Genomic DNA, 14,423 nt, shown 5'->3' on the forward strand with positions numbered 1-14,423 from the left:
GCCTTTGTTGTTATGCAACGGTTGGAGCAGGCGTCACGTAACGTTATACTGCTTCTCTTTCTTATTAAGACAACTGTCGATGCCTATATGCCTGTTTTCGCACTGATCGCCCTTGTTGCCTACTCTGTCAGCCTCGCGCTGATCGTTCCCGGACTGCTGCAAAAAAACAGCGGCTGGCGGCGCATGGCTATTCTTTCTGCGGTCATCGCACTGATTAGCCACGCCTTTGCGCTGGAATCACGCATCATTCCCGGCGACGGCAGCGTGCAAAACCTGAGCGTCCTCAACGTCGGCTCGCTGGTCAGCCTGATGATCTGTACGGTGATGACCATCGTCGCGTCTAAAAATCGCGGCTGGCTGCTGCTGCCGATTGTCTACACCTTTGCGCTGATCAATCTGGCCCTCGCAACCTTTATGCCTAATGAGTTTATTACGCATCTGGAGGCTACCCCGGGGATGCTGGTGCATATCGGCCTGTCGCTCTTTGCCTACGCGACGCTGATCATCGCCGCGCTTTACGCCATGCAGCTCGCCTGGATTGACTATCAGCTGAAAAACAAAAAGCTGGCCTTTAACCATGAAATGCCGCCGCTGATGGTCATTGAGCGCAAGATGTTCCACATCACCCAGGTGGGGGTGGTGCTGCTGACGCTGACGCTCTGCACGGGCCTGTTTTACATGAAGAACCTGTTCAGCGTGGAGAATATCGATAAAGCGGTGCTCTCCATCATTGCGTGGTTTGTCTATATTGTCCTGTTATGGGGCCATTATCATGAAGGCTGGCGCGGTCGTCGCGTGGTCTGGTTCAACGTCGCGGGTGCGGGCATTCTCACCCTTGCCTATTTTGGCAGCCGCTTCATACAGCAATTTGCTGGCTAAGAAACAAAGGAGTTCCCCCTGGAACACATCTCTACCACCACGCTGATCGTTACGCTGATCGTCATGGTGGTCATCTCCGCCTATTTCTCCGGCTCGGAAACCGGCATGATGACCTTAAACCGCTACCGGTTACGGCATCGTGCTAAACAGGGTAACCGTGCAGCACGCCGCGTTGAAAAACTGCTCCGCAAGCCGGATCGCCTGATAAGCCTGGTGCTCATCGGCAACAACCTCGTCAACATTCTGGCCTCTGCCCTCGGCACCATCGTCGGGATGCGCCTGTACGGCAACGCCGGGGTGGCGATTGCCACCGGCGTGCTGACGTTCGTGGTGCTGGTGTTTGCCGAAGTGCTGCCGAAAACCATCGCCGCGCTTTACCCTGAGAAAGTCGCCTACCCGAGCAGCTTCCTGCTGGCACCGCTGCTGATCCTGATGATGCCGCTGGTCTGGCTGCTGAACATGGTGACGCGCGTCCTGATGCGGATGGTGGGAATCAAAGCCGACGTCACCATCAGCAGCGCGCTCAGCAAAGAAGAGCTTCGCACCATCGTGCATGAATCCCGCTCGCAGATCTCCCGGCGCAATCAGGACATGCTCCTGTCGGTGCTGGATCTGGAAAAGGTGAGCGTGAACGACATCATGGTGCCGCGTAACGAAATCGTCGGTATCGACATCAATGACGACTGGAAAGCCATCGTTCGCCAGCTGACGCACTCCCCGCACGGGCGCATTGTGCTCTATCGCGACTCGCTGGATGACGCCATCAGCATGCTGCGCGTGCGCGAAGCCTACCGTCTGATGACCGAGAAAAAAGAGTTCACCAAAGAGGTGATGCTGCGCGCCGCCGACGAAATTTACTACGTGCCGGAAGGAACCCCCCTCAGCACGCAGCTGGTGAAATTCCAGCGTAACAAGAAGAAGGTTGGCCTGGTGGTCAATGAGTACGGCGATATTCAGGGGCTGGTGACGGTCGAAGATATTCTGGAAGAGATTGTCGGGGACTTTACCACCTCAATGTCGCCTTCCCTCGCGGAAGAGGTTACCCCGCAAAACGACGGATCGGTGCTGATTGACGGCAGCGCGAACATTCGCGAACTCAACAAAGCCTTTAACTGGCATTTGCCGGAAGATGAGGCTCGCACCATTAACGGGATGATTCTGGAAGCGCTGGAAGAGATCCCGGCGGCGGGCACGCGGGTGCGCATTGAGCAGTACGATATTGATATCCTGGACGTACAGGACAATATGATTAAGCAGGTGAAAGTTCTGCCTGTTAAACCCCTGCGCGAAAGTATCGCGGAGTAAGGCTGTAGGCCGGGTGAGGCGAACGTCGCCACCCGGCACTACGGATGGCTAAATTACGCTTTCGCTTTCGCCACGGTCACCATCGCCGCGCGAATGGTACGGCCGTTCAGGGTGTAACCTTTCTGCATTACGCCCAGCACTTTACCGGCTTCCACCTCTTCGGACTCCACCATCGCAATCGCCTGGTGAACGTTTGGATCCAGCGGAACGTCGGTATCGGCAATCACTTCCACGCCAAACTTACGCACCACGTCGAGCATGGATTTCAGCGTCAGTTCGATACCTTCGATCATTGCGGCGTTGTCCGGATTCGCTTTGTCAGCCACTTCCAGCGCACGATCGAGGCTATCGATCACCGGCAGCAGTTCGTTGACGAATTTCTCCAGCGCAAATTTATGCGCCTTCTCAACGTCCTGCTCGGTACGGCGACGCAGGTTTTCCATTTCCGCCTTGATGCGCAGAACACCATCGCGTTCGCGATTCTGTGCTTCTACCAGCTGGGCTTCCAGATTCGCAATTTTTTCATCGCGCGGGTCCACCTGCTCAGCAGATGCGTCTGGCTCTACAGCCTCAACTTCATCGTGCTGTTCCGTGATAATTTCTTCAGGGGCTTGCCCCTCAGGCGTTTTCTGTTCTTTACTACTCATGAATTTCTCCGCGTTTTTCTGCATTCATCTCGCTAACTTCGCTTATTATGGGGATCAGTTTCCGGGATTCAAGGGAACAAGACAGATTGTCATCATTCATCAGGCACAAGGACCTCCAGAAAATGAATAATCATTTCAGGTGTATTGGGATCGTCGGGCATCCGCGTCACCCTACCGCACTAACGACACATGAAATGTTGTATCGCTGGTTGTGTAGCAAAGGCTATGAAGTGATGGTCGAGCAGCAGATTGCTCAGGAGCTGCAGCTGAAGAGCGTCAAAACCGGCACGCTGGCGGAAATTGGCCAACAGGCCGATCTCGCCGTGGTGGTGGGCGGCGACGGCAACATGCTCGGCGCGGCCCGCACGCTGGCGCGTTATGACATCAAGGTCATCGGTATCAACCGTGGCAATCTCGGTTTTTTAACCGACCTCGACCCGGACAATGCGCAGCAGCAGCTGGCCGACGTGCTGGAAGGCCACTATATCAGTGAAAAACGCTTTTTACTGGAAGCGCAGGTGTGCCAGCAGGACTGCCAGAAGCGCATCAGCACCGCGATTAACGAGGTAGTTCTTCATCCCGGTAAAGTGGCGCACATGATTGAGTTCGAAGTCTATATCGACGAAATCTTTGCCTTCTCCCAGCGTTCTGACGGGCTGATTATCTCCACCCCGACAGGCTCAACCGCCTACTCGCTGTCTGCCGGCGGGCCGATCCTGACCCCCTCTCTGGACGCCATTACCCTGGTGCCGATGTTCCCGCACACGCTCTCCGCCCGCCCGCTGGTGATCAACGGCGACAGCACGATCCGTCTGCGCTTCTCGCACCGCCGAAACGACCTGGAGATCAGCTGCGACAGCCAGATTGCGCTGCCGATCCAGGAAGGTGAAGATGTGCTTATTCGCCGGTGTGATTACCATCTGAATTTGATTCATCCGAAAGATTACAGCTATTTCAATACATTAAGTTCGAAGCTTGGCTGGTCAAAAAAATTGTTCTGATTTTGCATCCAGGACTTTACTGTATATAAAACCAGTTTATACTGTATGAAAACACAGTTATGGTTTTTCATACAGGAAAACAATTATGCTGGCACAACTGACCATCAGCAACTTTGCCATTGTTCGTGAGCTTGAGATCGATTTCCACAGCGGCATGACGGCGATCACTGGGGAAACCGGTGCGGGTAAATCCATTGCCATTGATGCCCTCGGCTTGTGCCTTGGCGGCCGCGCCGAGGGCGACATGGTGCGCATGGGCGCAAACCGTGCCGACCTGTGCGCCCGCTTCTCCCTGAAAGACACCCCTGCAGCTCAGCGCTGGCTGGAGCAGAACCAGCTTGAAGATGGACGTGAGTGTTTACTTCGCCGTGTGATCAGCAGCGACGGTCGCTCACGCGGCTTTATCAACGGCACGGCGGTCCCGCTCTCCCAGCTTCGTGAACTCGGTCAGCTGCTTATCCAGATCCACGGTCAGCACGCGCATCAGCAACTCGTTAAACCCGAACAGCAGAAAGCCCTGCTGGATGGCTATGCGGGTGAGTACGCGCTTACTCAGCTTATGGCGGAACACTATCGCCAGTGGCATCAGAGCTGCCGTGAACTTGCCCAGCATCAGCAGCAAAGCCAGGAGCGCGCCGCACGTGCGGAGCTGCTGGCGTACCAGCTTAAAGAGCTGAACGAATTCAACCCACAGCCGGGTGAGTTTGAGCAAATCGACGAAGAGTACAAACGCCTGGCGAACAGCGGTCACCTGCTCTCAACCAGCCAGAATGCGCTTAACCTGCTGGCGGATGGCGAAGACGTAAACCTGCAAGGACAGCTGTATAACGTCCGCCAGTTGATTACCGAACTGGTCGGCATGGACAGCAAGCTTTCAGGCGTTCTGGATATGCTGGAAGAAGCGGCTATTCAGATCTCCGAAGCCAGTGACGAACTGCGCCACTACTGTGAACGTCTGGATCTCGACCCGAACCGTCTGTTTGAGCTGGAGCAGCGTATCTCCCGTCAGATTTCACTGGCGCGCAAGCACCACGTCACGCCGGAAGAGCTGCCGGGCTACTATCAGTCTCTCCTGGAAGAGCAGCAGCAGCTTGACGATCAGGCTGACTCGCAGGAAACCCTCTCTCTGGCGGTGAACCTGCACCATGAACAGGCGCTGGCGACGGCGCAAAAGCTGCATGAAATCCGTCAGCATTACGCCCAGGAGCTAAGCCAGCACATCACCGACAGCATGCACACGCTGGCGATGCCGCACGGTGTATTCACCATTGATGTCCGCTTTGAAGAGAACCACCTGACGGCGGAAGGTGCGGACCGCATCGAGTTCCGCGTCACTACCAACCCGGGGCAGCCGCTGCAGGCTATCTCCAAAGTGGCCTCCGGCGGTGAACTGTCGCGTATTGCGCTGGCGATTCAGGTGATTACCGCGCGTAAAATGGAAACCCCGGCGCTGATTTTCGATGAAGTGGATGTCGGCATCAGCGGCCCAACGGCGGCGGTGGTGGGTAAACTGCTGCGCCAGCTCGGCGAATCAACGCAGGTGATGTGTGTCACCCACCTGCCGCAGGTCGCGGGCTGTGGTCATCATCACTTTATCGTCAGTAAAGAAACCGACGGTGAAATGACCGAAACACACATGAAGCCGCTGGATAAACGTGCGCGCCTGCAGGAGCTGGCACGCCTGCTCGGCGGCAGCGAAGTCACGCGTAACACGCTCGCGAACGCGAAAGAACTGCTGGCGGCATAAACTTTTTCGGGATCTCAGGGTCATACAGAACAACAAAAACGCCGCCAGACCGGTTTCAAAGTGGGGCAAGGTCTATTATCATCGGCATATTACATATGAGCCGCGTTCTGCTCGGGCCCGAAAAGGAATCAAATCACTATGCGTTGTAAAATGCTGACCGCTGCTGCAGCGGTTCTTCTGATGTTGACCGCAGGCTGTTCCACTCTGGAGAAAGTGGTTTACCGTCCTGACATCAACCAGGGGAACTACCTTACCCCTAACGATGTGTCCAAAATCCGCGTGGGGATGACACAACAGCAGGTCGCTTATACACTGGGAACCCCGATGATGTCCGATCCGTTCGGCACTAACACCTGGTTCTATGTATTCCGTCAGAAGCCGGGCCACGAAGATGCGACCCAGCAGACCCTGACGCTGACCTTCAGCAGCGCCGGTGTGTTGACCAACATCGACAACAAGCCTGCCCTGACCAAATAATCAGAAGTCAGAAATGCAAAAAGGTGCTCATTGAGCACCTTTTTTGTATTTCTTTTATCCCCTCGCCCCTTTGGGGAGAGGGTCAGGGTGAGGGGAAAACACGCTACTTACCCGCCTTCTCCGCACGCTGACGACGCAGCTCTTTCGGGTCGGCAATCAGCGGACGATAAATCTCCACCCGATCGCCCTCTTTCAGCACATCACCCAGCTTCACTGGACGGCTGTAAATCCCGACCTTATTTTTCGCCAGGTCGATATCGCTGCGAAGCTCAAGGATGCCGGACGCGCGGATAGCTGCCTCAACGGTTGCTCCCTCTTCCAGCGTCACGCGCTGCAGGTACTGTTTCTCCGGCAATGCGTACACCACTTCTACAGCTATCTTATGCGACACTGTAAACCTCTTTGGCGCGGGTGGTGAACGCCTGAACCATATTGGACGCCAGCTCTTTAAAGATGCGGCCAAACGCCAGCTCAATCAGCTTATTGGTAAATTCAAAGTCCAGCTGGAACTCGATGCGGCAGGCGTCAGCGCTCAGCGGCGTAAACTTCCAGCCTCCCATCAGGGTTTTAAACGGACCATCTACCAGATGCATCAAAATACTCTGATTGCTGGTCAGCGTATTGCGGGTGGTGAACGTCTTGCTGATCCCCGCTTTGGAGACGTCCACCGCCGCGGTCATCTGCGTCGGGCCGGACTCCAGAACGCGGCTCCCGGTGCATCCCGGAATAAATTCAGGATAAGACTGAACATCGTTCACTAACTGATACATTTGTTCCGCGCTGTAAGGCACAAGCGCAGTACGGCTAATCTGAGGCATAGCATTTCCCATGGTCACACAACGGACAAATAATAACATTTATCACCTGTTAAAAAAACGCTAAGCCTCATCTCGTGCTAAGATAGCGCGTTAGACCTCACAGGACGCAATGAGGTGACTTTTTGAAATCAGATTACCGACGGCTTTACGACACTTATGACGAAGAAAAAAGCACATAAACCAGGCTCGGCGACCATTGCGCTCAACAAGCGTGCTCGCCACGAGTATTTCATTGAAGAAGAATTCGAAGCTGGCCTTGCGTTGCAGGGCTGGGAAGTAAAATCGCTGCGCGCCGGGAAAGCCAACATCGGCGATAGCTACGTGATCCTGAAAGATGGCGAAGCCTTCCTGTTCGGCGCGAACTTTACGCCGCTGACCGTCGCCTCCTCACACTACGTGTGTGACCCTACGCGCACCCGCAAGCTGCTGCTGAACAAGCGTGAGCTGGAATCCCTCTACGGACGCATTAACCGTGAAGGTTTCACCGTGGTCGCCCTGTCGCTGTACTGGAAAAACGCCTGGTGCAAAGTGAAAGTTGGCGTCGCGAAGGGTAAAAAACAGCACGACAAACGTACTGACCTGAAAGAGCGCGAATGGCAGCTCGACAAAGCACGCATCATGAAAAACGCAGGACGTTGATTCTGCACACTTATTGTACTATTCAATAAGTTAGCGTTCCGGGCTGGTATCCAGGAAGTGAAATCTGGTATACTTAGTTCAACACTATTGGGGCTGATTCTGGATTCGACGGGATTTGCGAAACCCAAGGTGCATGCCGAGGGGCGGTTTGCCTCGTTAAAAGCCGCAAAAAAATAGTCGCAAACGACGAAAACTACGCTTTAGCAGCTTAATAACCTGCTCTGAGCCCTCTCTCCCTAGCTTCCGCTCTTAAGACGGGGATCAAAGAGAGGTCAAACCCAAAAGAGATCGCGTGGAAGCCCTGCCTGGGGTTGAAGCGTTAAAACTAATCAGGCTAGTTCGTTAGTGGCGTGTCTGTCCGCAGCTGGCGTGCGAATGTAAAGACAAACTAAGCATGTAGTACCGAGGATGTAGAAATTTCGGACGCGGGTTCAACTCCCGCCAGCTCCACCACTTTTGATAGGACTGCACCCGGACAGCGGCAATAAAAACAGCCACTTACGGACTCTGACCAGACAGAGCGCAGACCGAGAAAAGACAAAAAAATGCACGTGAAATGCACGTGCACTTTAAAAGAACCCCAGATCTCACGGTCTGGGGTTTTTCTATTTGTAACTAAGGGTAACAAAAACACTTCCCTTCCTCGCGCTGCGCTCGCCTTGACACTGTTTATTTTTACAGTAAAAATACTGTATGCAACCACAGTGGTTTTCCGGAGGCTTTTATGTTCGTTGAACTGGTTTATGACAAGCGAAATGTAGAGGGACTTGAAGGGGCCAGAGAGATAATCCTGGCAGAGCTGACGAAGCGAGTGCACCAGATCTTCCCTGATGCCGAAGTGAGGGTGAAGCCGATGCAGGCAAACGGCCTGAATAGCGATGCCAGCAAAAGCGATCGGGAAAAGCTGAACCGCATGCTGGAGGATATGTTTGAAGAGGCCGATATGTGGCTGGTATCTGAGTTCCCGACTGTTCGCCAGGTTGGGCTGTAAAAATTGTGCAGGCTGCCAGCTACATTATCACCGGCGGCCTGCATCATGTCTAACCACTACCTACAGGGAATTTTCGGTAGAGTGTCGAAACTCCGACATCGTAAATAATTGCCACGCGCTGGCGCGTCTCCCCTGCAGCGATCAATCTCCCTGCTTGCGCCCACTGCTCATCCGTCAGTTTTGGCCTGCGGCCGCCTATCCTCCCCTCTGCTCGCGCAGCTGCTAATCCTGCACGGGTACGCTCAACAATGAGCTCTCTTTCCATTTCTGCCAGCGCGCCCATAACATGAAAGAAGAATCTCCCCATCGGGGTAGACGTGTCTATGCTGTCGGTCAGGCTGCGAAAATTAATCCCTCGTTCTCGAAGTTCCTCCACCAGAACGACAAGATGCCGCATGCTTCTGCCGAGCCGATCGAGCTTCCAGACCACCAGCGTGTCGCCCTCTGATAGCGTCCGGAGTACCTTTTTGAGCCCTGGTCTTTCGGATGTCTTACCGCTCATCTTATCTTCAAAAATCAGCTCACATCCTGCGCAATCGAGCGCATTTCTCTGCAATGCGGTGTTCTGGTCATTTGTTGACACCCTCACGTAGCCAATAAGCACACCTTTCCCTCCAGGCAAAAGCCGAAACAATGCCAGACAAGGAGGAAATATTCATTCTCTTAAACCTCGGTTTGAAAACAGCGGCACAGCGAGATGTGGGAACGGGAGCAAATCAGATCCCCGATATGAATAGTTTTACAACTGGCTATTCAGAATCGGGGACTTCATGGGTGAGTACAAAATCTGGATGGAGCAAGGGGCCAGATGGGGTAATCACACAATGGGGCGTTTTCGGTTTCGCTAATGGACAGACTGGAACGAATGTTGTTTTCCCGGTGCCTTTCCCCGCGCGAGTTGAATCCATTACTTTGACAATGGCAGATATCCAGGAATCACTGCTTTCCCCAACAACCATGCCTGCTTATGGAGTTAACTCAGTTGGTACTTCAAGAACTGGCTTTACAGGACGTATGTCAGGTAGTGGTGGTTTTAACCTTTGCTATATAGCGAAAGGACGATAAGAAAATGAGCAAAATTAAAAGTGTTTACAGTCCATTAGAAAATACAATTTACAACGCAGCCTTATACGACAGTTACGTTGAGGCTGGAAGTTGGCCGAGTGACGGCATAGAAATTAGTGATAAAGATGCGGAGAAGTATAACGGCGGTAATAAACCTGTCGGGAAAATGCTCTCGATGATTTCTGGATCTCTTGAGTGGATAAATGAGCCGCCGCTTTCACCAGAGCAGCAAATAGCAGATGCAGAGAACATGAAAGCTACGCTGCGTGCAAAAGCTGACTCTGAGATTGCTTGGCGGCAAGATGCTAATGATGTCGGAATTGCCACAGAACAGGAAATTACGTCGCTCAGTGAGTGGAAAAAATATCGAATATTACTGATGCGGGTGGATACTTCCACTGCACCAGATATTACCTGGCCTAATCCACCGGCGGTGTAGGCCACTCGATGTCAGGTACGCTGGAGGTGTCAACGGCCTCCAGTGCATCAAGGTAATCCAACCACAGCCCATACTGTGTTAATGCATCCCCTTTGAGCCTTCCGATTGCTGCCTTACCAGGCCATTGTTTGCTGTTGATGTGTTCGTTTGCCTCATCAATAAGCGATTGTTTTTGTGCATCCGCCATTACTACCAGTTCGTCATGAGTCGGAGGAGGAACATCAGCCCATGCAGGATAATCATCCTTTCCCGCAATCCTCATTTTTCCTGTTGGTGGTGTCTGAAACTCGGAAAATGTTTCTTCATCAATTTCTACGCCATATTCAGGCCATAGCCCTTTCTCAATATAACTATCCTTCAGTTCAACAGGATAAAACGCATTCGTTTTAGCATCGAAAATATATTTCATTTTATTTACCTACCGCTATCCAGTTACACCCGGCGTTTACACCATTAGTTCGTGAACTCATAAAATAAGCCCAATTTACCGCTTGTGGAGAGACCGCAAAACTAGGGCAATCGTTTGAAGTACCAGAAGCCTGATCAAAAGATGTGGTGACTTTGTAACCCATCTGAGTAAAGGGAATTGGAAATGAAATGGCTGTTGGTGATGCAAGCGGCCCAACGACTGACGTTCCCGTCTGAATAATGGTTCCATCAGGGAAACGAACCCAACCAGATCCGGATGTAAATTCGCTATGCTGTACGGCGTTAACGATACGGCTATCATTACCCGCCGCTACGGTATTAGCAGTTGTTCCAACATCGCGCGTAGCTGAATTACCCAACCCAAGGTTAGTACGTGCTCCAGGTGCATCTTTAGCACCCGTGCCGCCGGATGCTAATTGCAGTGCAATATTCCCCGCCGGGGAATTTATCGAATATGCTCCCCAAATGCCGTTTTGCACAAAAATATATGATTTCCGATCCGGGGACCAGATACGGGTTTCGCTGGTGTCCTGGTCCAATCTTTCTAAATGGAGGTATGTGAGAAGGTTCGCCACGGTTGTCTGACCGATAACGTCCCGACCGATCTGCGTAAGGTCAGTTTGTGCCGCGGTATCTGCCCCGGTGAAATACGGAAGCTTGTTTGCTCCTGTAGCGAGGCCGGCAAGTGCCGTCAGCGTGGCATCAAGCGCCTGGAAATCCTTACCAAACGCAGTGGTCATTTTGGTAATGAACCCGTTCAAATCAGCATCATCAAGCACATCCAGACCACTTTTGTTGGCGGTGTACTGCGCCAACGCCGCCGCGATAAAACTGGCCTGCCGGATTGCCTTATTTACCTCTGCGCTGGCCGCCTTACCTGAAGTAAAACCAGAGAGCAGGGCCGGAAGTCCTTCCCAGTCAGCCTGCGACATCACGTTAGCATTTGCTGCTGTCGCGAATGGTTTAAAGTTATTTATTGCCATTAGAGTATTGTCTCCCATGCTCCAACATCGAACCCGCCGATGTATTCGTTATCCATATCAAAACCAAAGAATTTAGAGCCCTCGGATGGTGCCTCTACCGAGGGCGTTTCCACGTCACCGGCCCATACGCCAGCTGCTTTAACGGTGAGATAGCCCTGTTTGATAGCGGCGATCAGTTCGAGGGACACATTTGAAATATCAGTCTCGGGAAATACCCAGACCGAGATCGTCATGTCCTGGTTGTCAACGATTTGCATCTTCAGGCCTGAGCCTGCAGTTGCAGCATCAAGGATGGGAGGCAACGAATCATTGCGGCCGTCCCAGTTGTTGATGGCTATTTTTGCCTTAAGAACGATGCGATAGGTGGTATCGCTCAGCGTGGTATAGCCTGCATCAGGATCATACGGGCCTTGCCATACGCCCTGGTCATATCCGAGCCCGTCAGTGTCCCAGCTAAAATACACCCCGCTTATCGGCTGACTGACGATGCGACTGCGACCAATCCAGAGGCCGAGCGTATCGAGCTGGACACCGACGGCGGTATCAATGTCGAAAGCGCTTACCAGCCCCCGGGTGGCGCCGGTGATATCAATCAGTGGCCGCGTGCTCAGGTCGACGTGATCAAAAAATTTCGGCTTCGTGGCGTGATAGTTTGTGATTAAGTCCGTGTACTTGCTCATGACGTCACCGTTAGAACAATGTTTTCGGGTTTACACGACGCGGATTCGTTGTAGGCGATAATGATGTTTGCCGCCGCTACGCTACCGGCTGATTTGCCAATCAGCAGCTCCTGTATGTCGTAGTAGCGCGCATTGCCGCCACTCACTACGCCGAGGTTCGCCGGAGAATAAATCCTGCTCAGCAGCACATCGTCGCCGATGGTCAGCCCGTTGATGTAATCCGCGACGGCCTGCTGAATCTGTACGCCAATTTGCGACGTGTAGCCGGTGAATGCCTTCAAGGTGATATGTCCATAAATTGGCACATCAGTAGACCGAGAAAAGCTGATCACGTGTGGGTTGCCGTAGGTGTCCGGTACCGTGACAGATGTCGTCCCATAGGTGGCTGTTCCCTGCCCTTTGTTTCCCCTGATTGTCTGGGCTATCTCGGTAACATCACCTCCATCGACGATGGCGGAAATGGAATGAGGCGGCAGCCCGTTGCTGTCGATAGCACCAGTATCATTCTCGTAGAGCTTGTGACGTGTCACGCCTGCAACGTTGGCGATCGCACCGTCGACCCCTTCAAACGGTGTGAGGGATGGTAGCGCTACGCTTTGCCCCTGCCTGATGCGCAGCTCTGCGTCGGTTTCAGCCGGTGCGCCTACGGTGGCCGCTGCCGGGTTGGTTACAGATGCCCAGCCACGAGTCGGCGTGTTGATAGTGGTAATCGTCCCGGCCAGCGCCGCAACCGCTCCGCTGTTTGAACAGGTTGCAGTTACCGTCACGGTACCGCCGACACCGATCGTCACCGAGGCAGGAAGTCGCCAGATCACGTTATTCGTGTCTTTCACAGTACCGTTTGTGATGGACGTCCCGGCAGTACCGGTCAAAACCAGATCCACGGTAGAGTTCGTCGCCCCCCGGCGCGCGATACCGTTAATTTTTACGTTGCTGGTCAGCGCGGCGCCGTAACCTGTTGCAGGTGAAAAGCAGTTATAAACGGAGATGGCTGTGTTATTGGCATCGTGAATAGCCAGAGCCACCAGCGCTACCATCTGGCCGTCTTTGCTGTCCGGCTCCAGATAAGCGTCACTGCCATAAATCTGCTGGAAATAGCTCGTCAGGGTATCGAGTATCGTCTGGTAATCAGGCGCACTGATCCCCTCAGCGGTTACCGTTGCCGATAAGCCGAGTGTGTCCAAATTGAGGGCCATTTATGCCTCGCTGGTTACTGTCGTTGTTCCGTAGATGGTGTCGATTTCAGCGAAGAACTGGACGCGGCGCGTCGTAGTGTTCACTGTCGTATTGAAAGAGAGGATGGATTTAACACCCCGCGTTTCGAGGATGCGCTTACGGATCGCCAGGTTGTAGGTTTCCGGCTTCTGCTTACCGAGTACGGACTGAATCCACGGAGTCCCCTCGGTGGTGTCGAGAAACCATTGCCCATACCACAATTCGAATCGCGTTTTTACCGCCTGCGCCACGGCCTCCGGTGAGTTAATCAGCCAGGTATCATCGCCGCTGCCAAAGGTGTAATCACCGTCGGCGTCTTCACGTCTGTATCGCATCAGTTCACCCCGTCTGTGTTGCTGGTGCCGTGCTGCACGCCGCCGTGAGTGTGCGTATCATCGATTGACTTGCCGTTAGCTTTAACGGTACCGATAAACTCGACAGCACCGGTGATTTTGGATGCAACGCCAGAAGCAACAGAACCCACCATTCCACCCAGCCAGGACAGGAGCCCGTGAATGGTAACTTTCGCCGAGAAGTCGGCCTGCGGGGTAACTACATCCAGACCGCCAGGCGCTACGATTTTAATTTTCTGCGTAGTGGGGTTGAGCTCAAAGAACGTGCTTCCGTCGTCGCTGCGCAGCTGAGCGGCCCCCGTGCTGATTCCGCTGATTTTCTGCGCCTGTGACTGCGGCCCGACGATACAGAACGCATCCGATAAGTCATGCACCCGATCGTCGACAGGCTCCTGCACCCCGCCGTTCTGCCACCAGAAATCGATACAGCGATCGGCGAAAATCACCAGGCATTCATCACCGGCTTTAACCGGGAACGTTAGCGTGCATCCCCCGCCGCGCGGAAACACCACCGGCACATCCACCAGCAGCGGGTAATTTTTGGTAATACGGTTCCCGTCGTTATCAGTTTCAACCGAACGGATAGCAGGCTGCACAACCGCCGTCACCGCGTCAGGATCGAACGACTGGACGATGCCAGGCAAAGCGACTCGGATCTGATTCTTTGTGGTTTCCCGCTCAGATTTGAATGTTTCGGCAAGGTCGCCGCTGCGGGTCTGGTCAGATACTGCCATTTGGTCGGCTCCAGAAAGCAA

The 14,423-nt window shown here is 53.5% G+C and carries 19 protein-coding genes and 1 other RNA gene; 10 read left to right on the top strand and 10 right to left on the bottom strand.

Annotation, left to right across the window (positions count from 1 at the left end; genetic code table 11):
• Positions 1 to 87: 87 nt before the first annotated feature.
• Together ACMGG5_RS00130 and ACMGG5_RS00135 are read left to right on the top strand one after the other, a co-directional pair.
• Positions 88 to 879, top strand: a complete 792-nt coding sequence (locus ACMGG5_RS00130) for a cytochrome C assembly family protein (RefSeq protein WP_014884879.1) — start codon at positions 88 to 90, stop codon at positions 877 to 879.
• A gap of 18 nt (positions 880 to 897) precedes the next feature.
• A complete protein-coding gene (locus ACMGG5_RS00135) occupies positions 898 to 2,184 on the top strand; it encodes an HlyC/CorC family transporter (RefSeq protein WP_032640969.1) in 1,287 nt (428 codons plus the stop codon).
• A 53-nt stretch (positions 2,185 to 2,237) separates the two neighbouring features.
• Here ACMGG5_RS00135 and grpE read toward each other — a convergent pair whose 3' ends face one another.
• Positions 2,238 to 2,831, bottom strand: coding sequence for a nucleotide exchange factor GrpE (grpE, locus tag ACMGG5_RS00140; protein ID WP_023308880.1), 594 nt, complete (start codon positions 2,829 to 2,831; stop codon positions 2,238 to 2,240).
• Between the two features lie 122 nt (positions 2,832 to 2,953).
• Between grpE and nadK the strand changes: the two genes are divergently transcribed.
• From nadK to bamE, 3 genes are all read left to right on the top strand, one after another.
• Positions 2,954 to 3,832 (top strand): NAD(+) kinase, encoded by an 879-nt coding sequence (gene nadK, locus ACMGG5_RS00145; RefSeq protein WP_008502500.1) that lies wholly within the window; start codon positions 2,954 to 2,956, stop codon positions 3,830 to 3,832.
• Positions 3,833 to 3,917: 85 nt separating this feature from the next.
• Positions 3,918 to 5,579 carry a DNA repair protein RecN gene (gene recN, locus ACMGG5_RS00150; RefSeq protein ID WP_420277290.1) on the top strand — a complete coding sequence of 554 codons (1,662 nt, stop codon included), beginning with the start codon at positions 3,918 to 3,920 and terminating at the stop codon, positions 5,577 to 5,579.
• 138 nt (positions 5,580 to 5,717) lie between these two features.
• Positions 5,718 to 6,056: an outer membrane protein assembly factor BamE gene (gene bamE / locus ACMGG5_RS00155; protein ID WP_023308883.1), complete on the top strand. Its 339-nt coding sequence runs from the start codon at positions 5,718 to 5,720 to the stop codon at positions 6,054 to 6,056.
• A 103-nt stretch (positions 6,057 to 6,159) separates the two neighbouring features.
• Here the strand turns inward: bamE and ACMGG5_RS00160 are convergent, their stop codons facing one another.
• Positions 6,160 to 6,447, bottom strand: a complete 288-nt coding sequence (locus tag ACMGG5_RS00160) for an RnfH family protein (protein ID WP_023308884.1) — start codon at positions 6,445 to 6,447, stop codon at positions 6,160 to 6,162.
• Positions 6,437 to 6,874 (bottom strand): type II toxin-antitoxin system RatA family toxin, encoded by a 438-nt coding sequence (locus ACMGG5_RS00165; protein WP_024908332.1) that lies wholly within the window; start codon positions 6,872 to 6,874, stop codon positions 6,437 to 6,439. Before ACMGG5_RS00165 ends, ACMGG5_RS00160 begins: the two co-directional genes overlap by 11 nt.
• 156 nt (positions 6,875 to 7,030) lie before the next feature.
• Between ACMGG5_RS00165 and smpB the strand changes: the two genes are divergently transcribed.
• From smpB to ACMGG5_RS00180, 3 genes are all read left to right on the top strand, one after another.
• Positions 7,031 to 7,513, top strand: a complete 483-nt coding sequence (smpB, locus tag ACMGG5_RS00170; RefSeq protein WP_008502505.1) for an SsrA-binding protein SmpB — start codon at positions 7,031 to 7,033, stop codon at positions 7,511 to 7,513.
• An 89-nt stretch (positions 7,514 to 7,602) separates the two neighbouring features.
• Positions 7,603 to 7,966: a transfer-messenger RNA gene (ssrA, locus tag ACMGG5_RS00175) on the top strand.
• Positions 7,967 to 8,237: 271 nt separating this feature from the next.
• Positions 8,238 to 8,504 carry a DinI family protein gene (locus ACMGG5_RS00180; protein ID WP_000497436.1) on the top strand — a complete coding sequence of 89 codons (267 nt, stop codon included), beginning with the start codon at positions 8,238 to 8,240 and terminating at the stop codon, positions 8,502 to 8,504.
• Positions 8,505 to 8,553: 49 nt separating this feature from the next.
• Here ACMGG5_RS00180 and ACMGG5_RS00185 read toward each other — a convergent pair whose 3' ends face one another.
• Entirely contained in the window at positions 8,554 to 9,108 is a 555-nt protein-coding gene (locus tag ACMGG5_RS00185; protein WP_420277291.1) for a recombinase family protein, read from the bottom strand.
• A gap of 29 nt (positions 9,109 to 9,137) precedes the next feature.
• On the opposite strand from ACMGG5_RS00185, the gene ACMGG5_RS00190 reads away from it, so the two are divergent.
• Together ACMGG5_RS00190 and ACMGG5_RS00195 are read left to right on the top strand one after the other, a co-directional pair.
• Positions 9,138 to 9,569, top strand: a complete 432-nt coding sequence (locus ACMGG5_RS00190; RefSeq protein WP_420277292.1) for a gp53-like domain-containing protein — start codon at positions 9,138 to 9,140, stop codon at positions 9,567 to 9,569.
• 4 nt (positions 9,570 to 9,573) lie between these two features.
• Positions 9,574 to 10,008: a tail fiber assembly protein gene (locus tag ACMGG5_RS00195; RefSeq protein ID WP_420277294.1), complete on the top strand. Its 435-nt coding sequence runs from the start codon at positions 9,574 to 9,576 to the stop codon at positions 10,006 to 10,008.
• Here the strand turns inward: ACMGG5_RS00195 and ACMGG5_RS00200 are convergent.
• Genes ACMGG5_RS00200 through ACMGG5_RS00225 form a run of 6 tightly spaced genes read right to left on the bottom strand, consistent with a single transcriptional unit; the run spans position 9,989 to position 14,402 of the window.
• Positions 9,989 to 10,417, bottom strand: coding sequence for a tail fiber assembly protein (locus ACMGG5_RS00200; RefSeq protein ID WP_420277295.1), 429 nt, complete (start codon positions 10,415 to 10,417; stop codon positions 9,989 to 9,991). The two genes, ACMGG5_RS00195 and ACMGG5_RS00200, sit on opposite strands and share 20 nt — an antisense overlap.
• 1 nt (position 10,418) lies before the next feature.
• Complete coding sequence (locus ACMGG5_RS00205) at positions 10,419 to 11,420, bottom strand: gp53-like domain-containing protein (RefSeq protein WP_420277297.1); 1,002 nt, start codon at positions 11,418 to 11,420, stop codon at positions 10,419 to 10,421.
• Positions 11,420 to 12,100, bottom strand: coding sequence for a DUF2612 domain-containing protein (locus ACMGG5_RS00210; protein WP_198579104.1), 681 nt, complete (start codon positions 12,098 to 12,100; stop codon positions 11,420 to 11,422). Before ACMGG5_RS00210 ends, ACMGG5_RS00205 begins: the two co-directional genes overlap by 1 nt.
• Entirely contained in the window at positions 12,097 to 13,296 is a 1,200-nt protein-coding gene (locus ACMGG5_RS00215; protein WP_420277298.1) for a baseplate J/gp47 family protein, read from the bottom strand. Before ACMGG5_RS00215 ends, ACMGG5_RS00210 begins: the two co-directional genes overlap by 4 nt.
• Positions 13,297 to 13,650: a hypothetical protein gene (locus tag ACMGG5_RS00220; protein ID WP_023325694.1), complete on the bottom strand. Its 354-nt coding sequence runs from the start codon at positions 13,648 to 13,650 to the stop codon at positions 13,297 to 13,299.
• Complete coding sequence (locus ACMGG5_RS00225) at positions 13,650 to 14,402, bottom strand: Gp138 family membrane-puncturing spike protein (RefSeq protein ID WP_420277299.1); 753 nt, start codon at positions 14,400 to 14,402, stop codon at positions 13,650 to 13,652. Before ACMGG5_RS00225 ends, ACMGG5_RS00220 begins: the two co-directional genes overlap by 1 nt.
• Positions 14,403 to 14,423 lie beyond the last annotated feature (21 nt).

Source organism: Enterobacter sp. BNK-34 (genome assembly GCF_048684445.1).
GTDB lineage: Bacteria > Pseudomonadota > Gammaproteobacteria > Enterobacterales > Enterobacteriaceae > Enterobacter > Enterobacter pseudoroggenkampii.

What these genes read in the sequence shown, in the direction of transcription:
- ACMGG5_RS00130 (WP_014884879.1), top strand. Translation starts at nt 88, where the DNA reads ATGCCTGTTTTCGCACTGATCGCCCTTGTTGCCTACTCTGTCAGCCTC.
- grpE (WP_023308880.1), bottom strand. Translation starts at nt 2,831, where the DNA reads ATGAGTAGTAAAGAACAGAAAACGCCTGAGGGGCAAGCCCCTGAAGAA.
- nadK (WP_008502500.1), top strand. Translation starts at nt 2,954, where the DNA reads ATGAATAATCATTTCAGGTGTATTGGGATCGTCGGGCATCCGCGTCAC.
- recN (WP_420277290.1), top strand. Translation starts at nt 3,918, where the DNA reads ATGCTGGCACAACTGACCATCAGCAACTTTGCCATTGTTCGTGAGCTT.
- bamE (WP_023308883.1), top strand. Translation starts at nt 5,718, where the DNA reads ATGCGTTGTAAAATGCTGACCGCTGCTGCAGCGGTTCTTCTGATGTTG.
- ACMGG5_RS00165 (WP_024908332.1), bottom strand. Translation starts at nt 6,874, where the DNA reads ATGCCTCAGATTAGCCGTACTGCGCTTGTGCCTTACAGCGCGGAACAA.
- smpB (WP_008502505.1), top strand. Translation starts at nt 7,031, where the DNA reads ATGACGAAGAAAAAAGCACATAAACCAGGCTCGGCGACCATTGCGCTC.
- ACMGG5_RS00180 (WP_000497436.1), top strand. Translation starts at nt 8,238, where the DNA reads ATGTTCGTTGAACTGGTTTATGACAAGCGAAATGTAGAGGGACTTGAA.
- ACMGG5_RS00190 (WP_420277292.1), top strand. Translation starts at nt 9,138, where the DNA reads ATGCCAGACAAGGAGGAAATATTCATTCTCTTAAACCTCGGTTTGAAA.
- ACMGG5_RS00195 (WP_420277294.1), top strand. Translation starts at nt 9,574, where the DNA reads ATGAGCAAAATTAAAAGTGTTTACAGTCCATTAGAAAATACAATTTAC.
- ACMGG5_RS00200 (WP_420277295.1), bottom strand. Translation starts at nt 10,417, where the DNA reads ATGAAATATATTTTCGATGCTAAAACGAATGCGTTTTATCCTGTTGAA.
- ACMGG5_RS00205 (WP_420277297.1), bottom strand. Translation starts at nt 11,420, where the DNA reads ATGGCAATAAATAACTTTAAACCATTCGCGACAGCAGCAAATGCTAAC.
- ACMGG5_RS00210 (WP_198579104.1), bottom strand. Translation starts at nt 12,100, where the DNA reads ATGAGCAAGTACACGGACTTAATCACAAACTATCACGCCACGAAGCCG.
- ACMGG5_RS00215 (WP_420277298.1), bottom strand. Translation starts at nt 13,296, where the DNA reads ATGGCCCTCAATTTGGACACACTCGGCTTATCGGCAACGGTAACCGCT.
- ACMGG5_RS00220 (WP_023325694.1), bottom strand. Translation starts at nt 13,650, where the DNA reads ATGCGATACAGACGTGAAGACGCCGACGGTGATTACACCTTTGGCAGC.
- ACMGG5_RS00225 (WP_420277299.1), bottom strand. Translation starts at nt 14,402, where the DNA reads ATGGCAGTATCTGACCAGACCCGCAGCGGCGACCTTGCCGAAACATTC.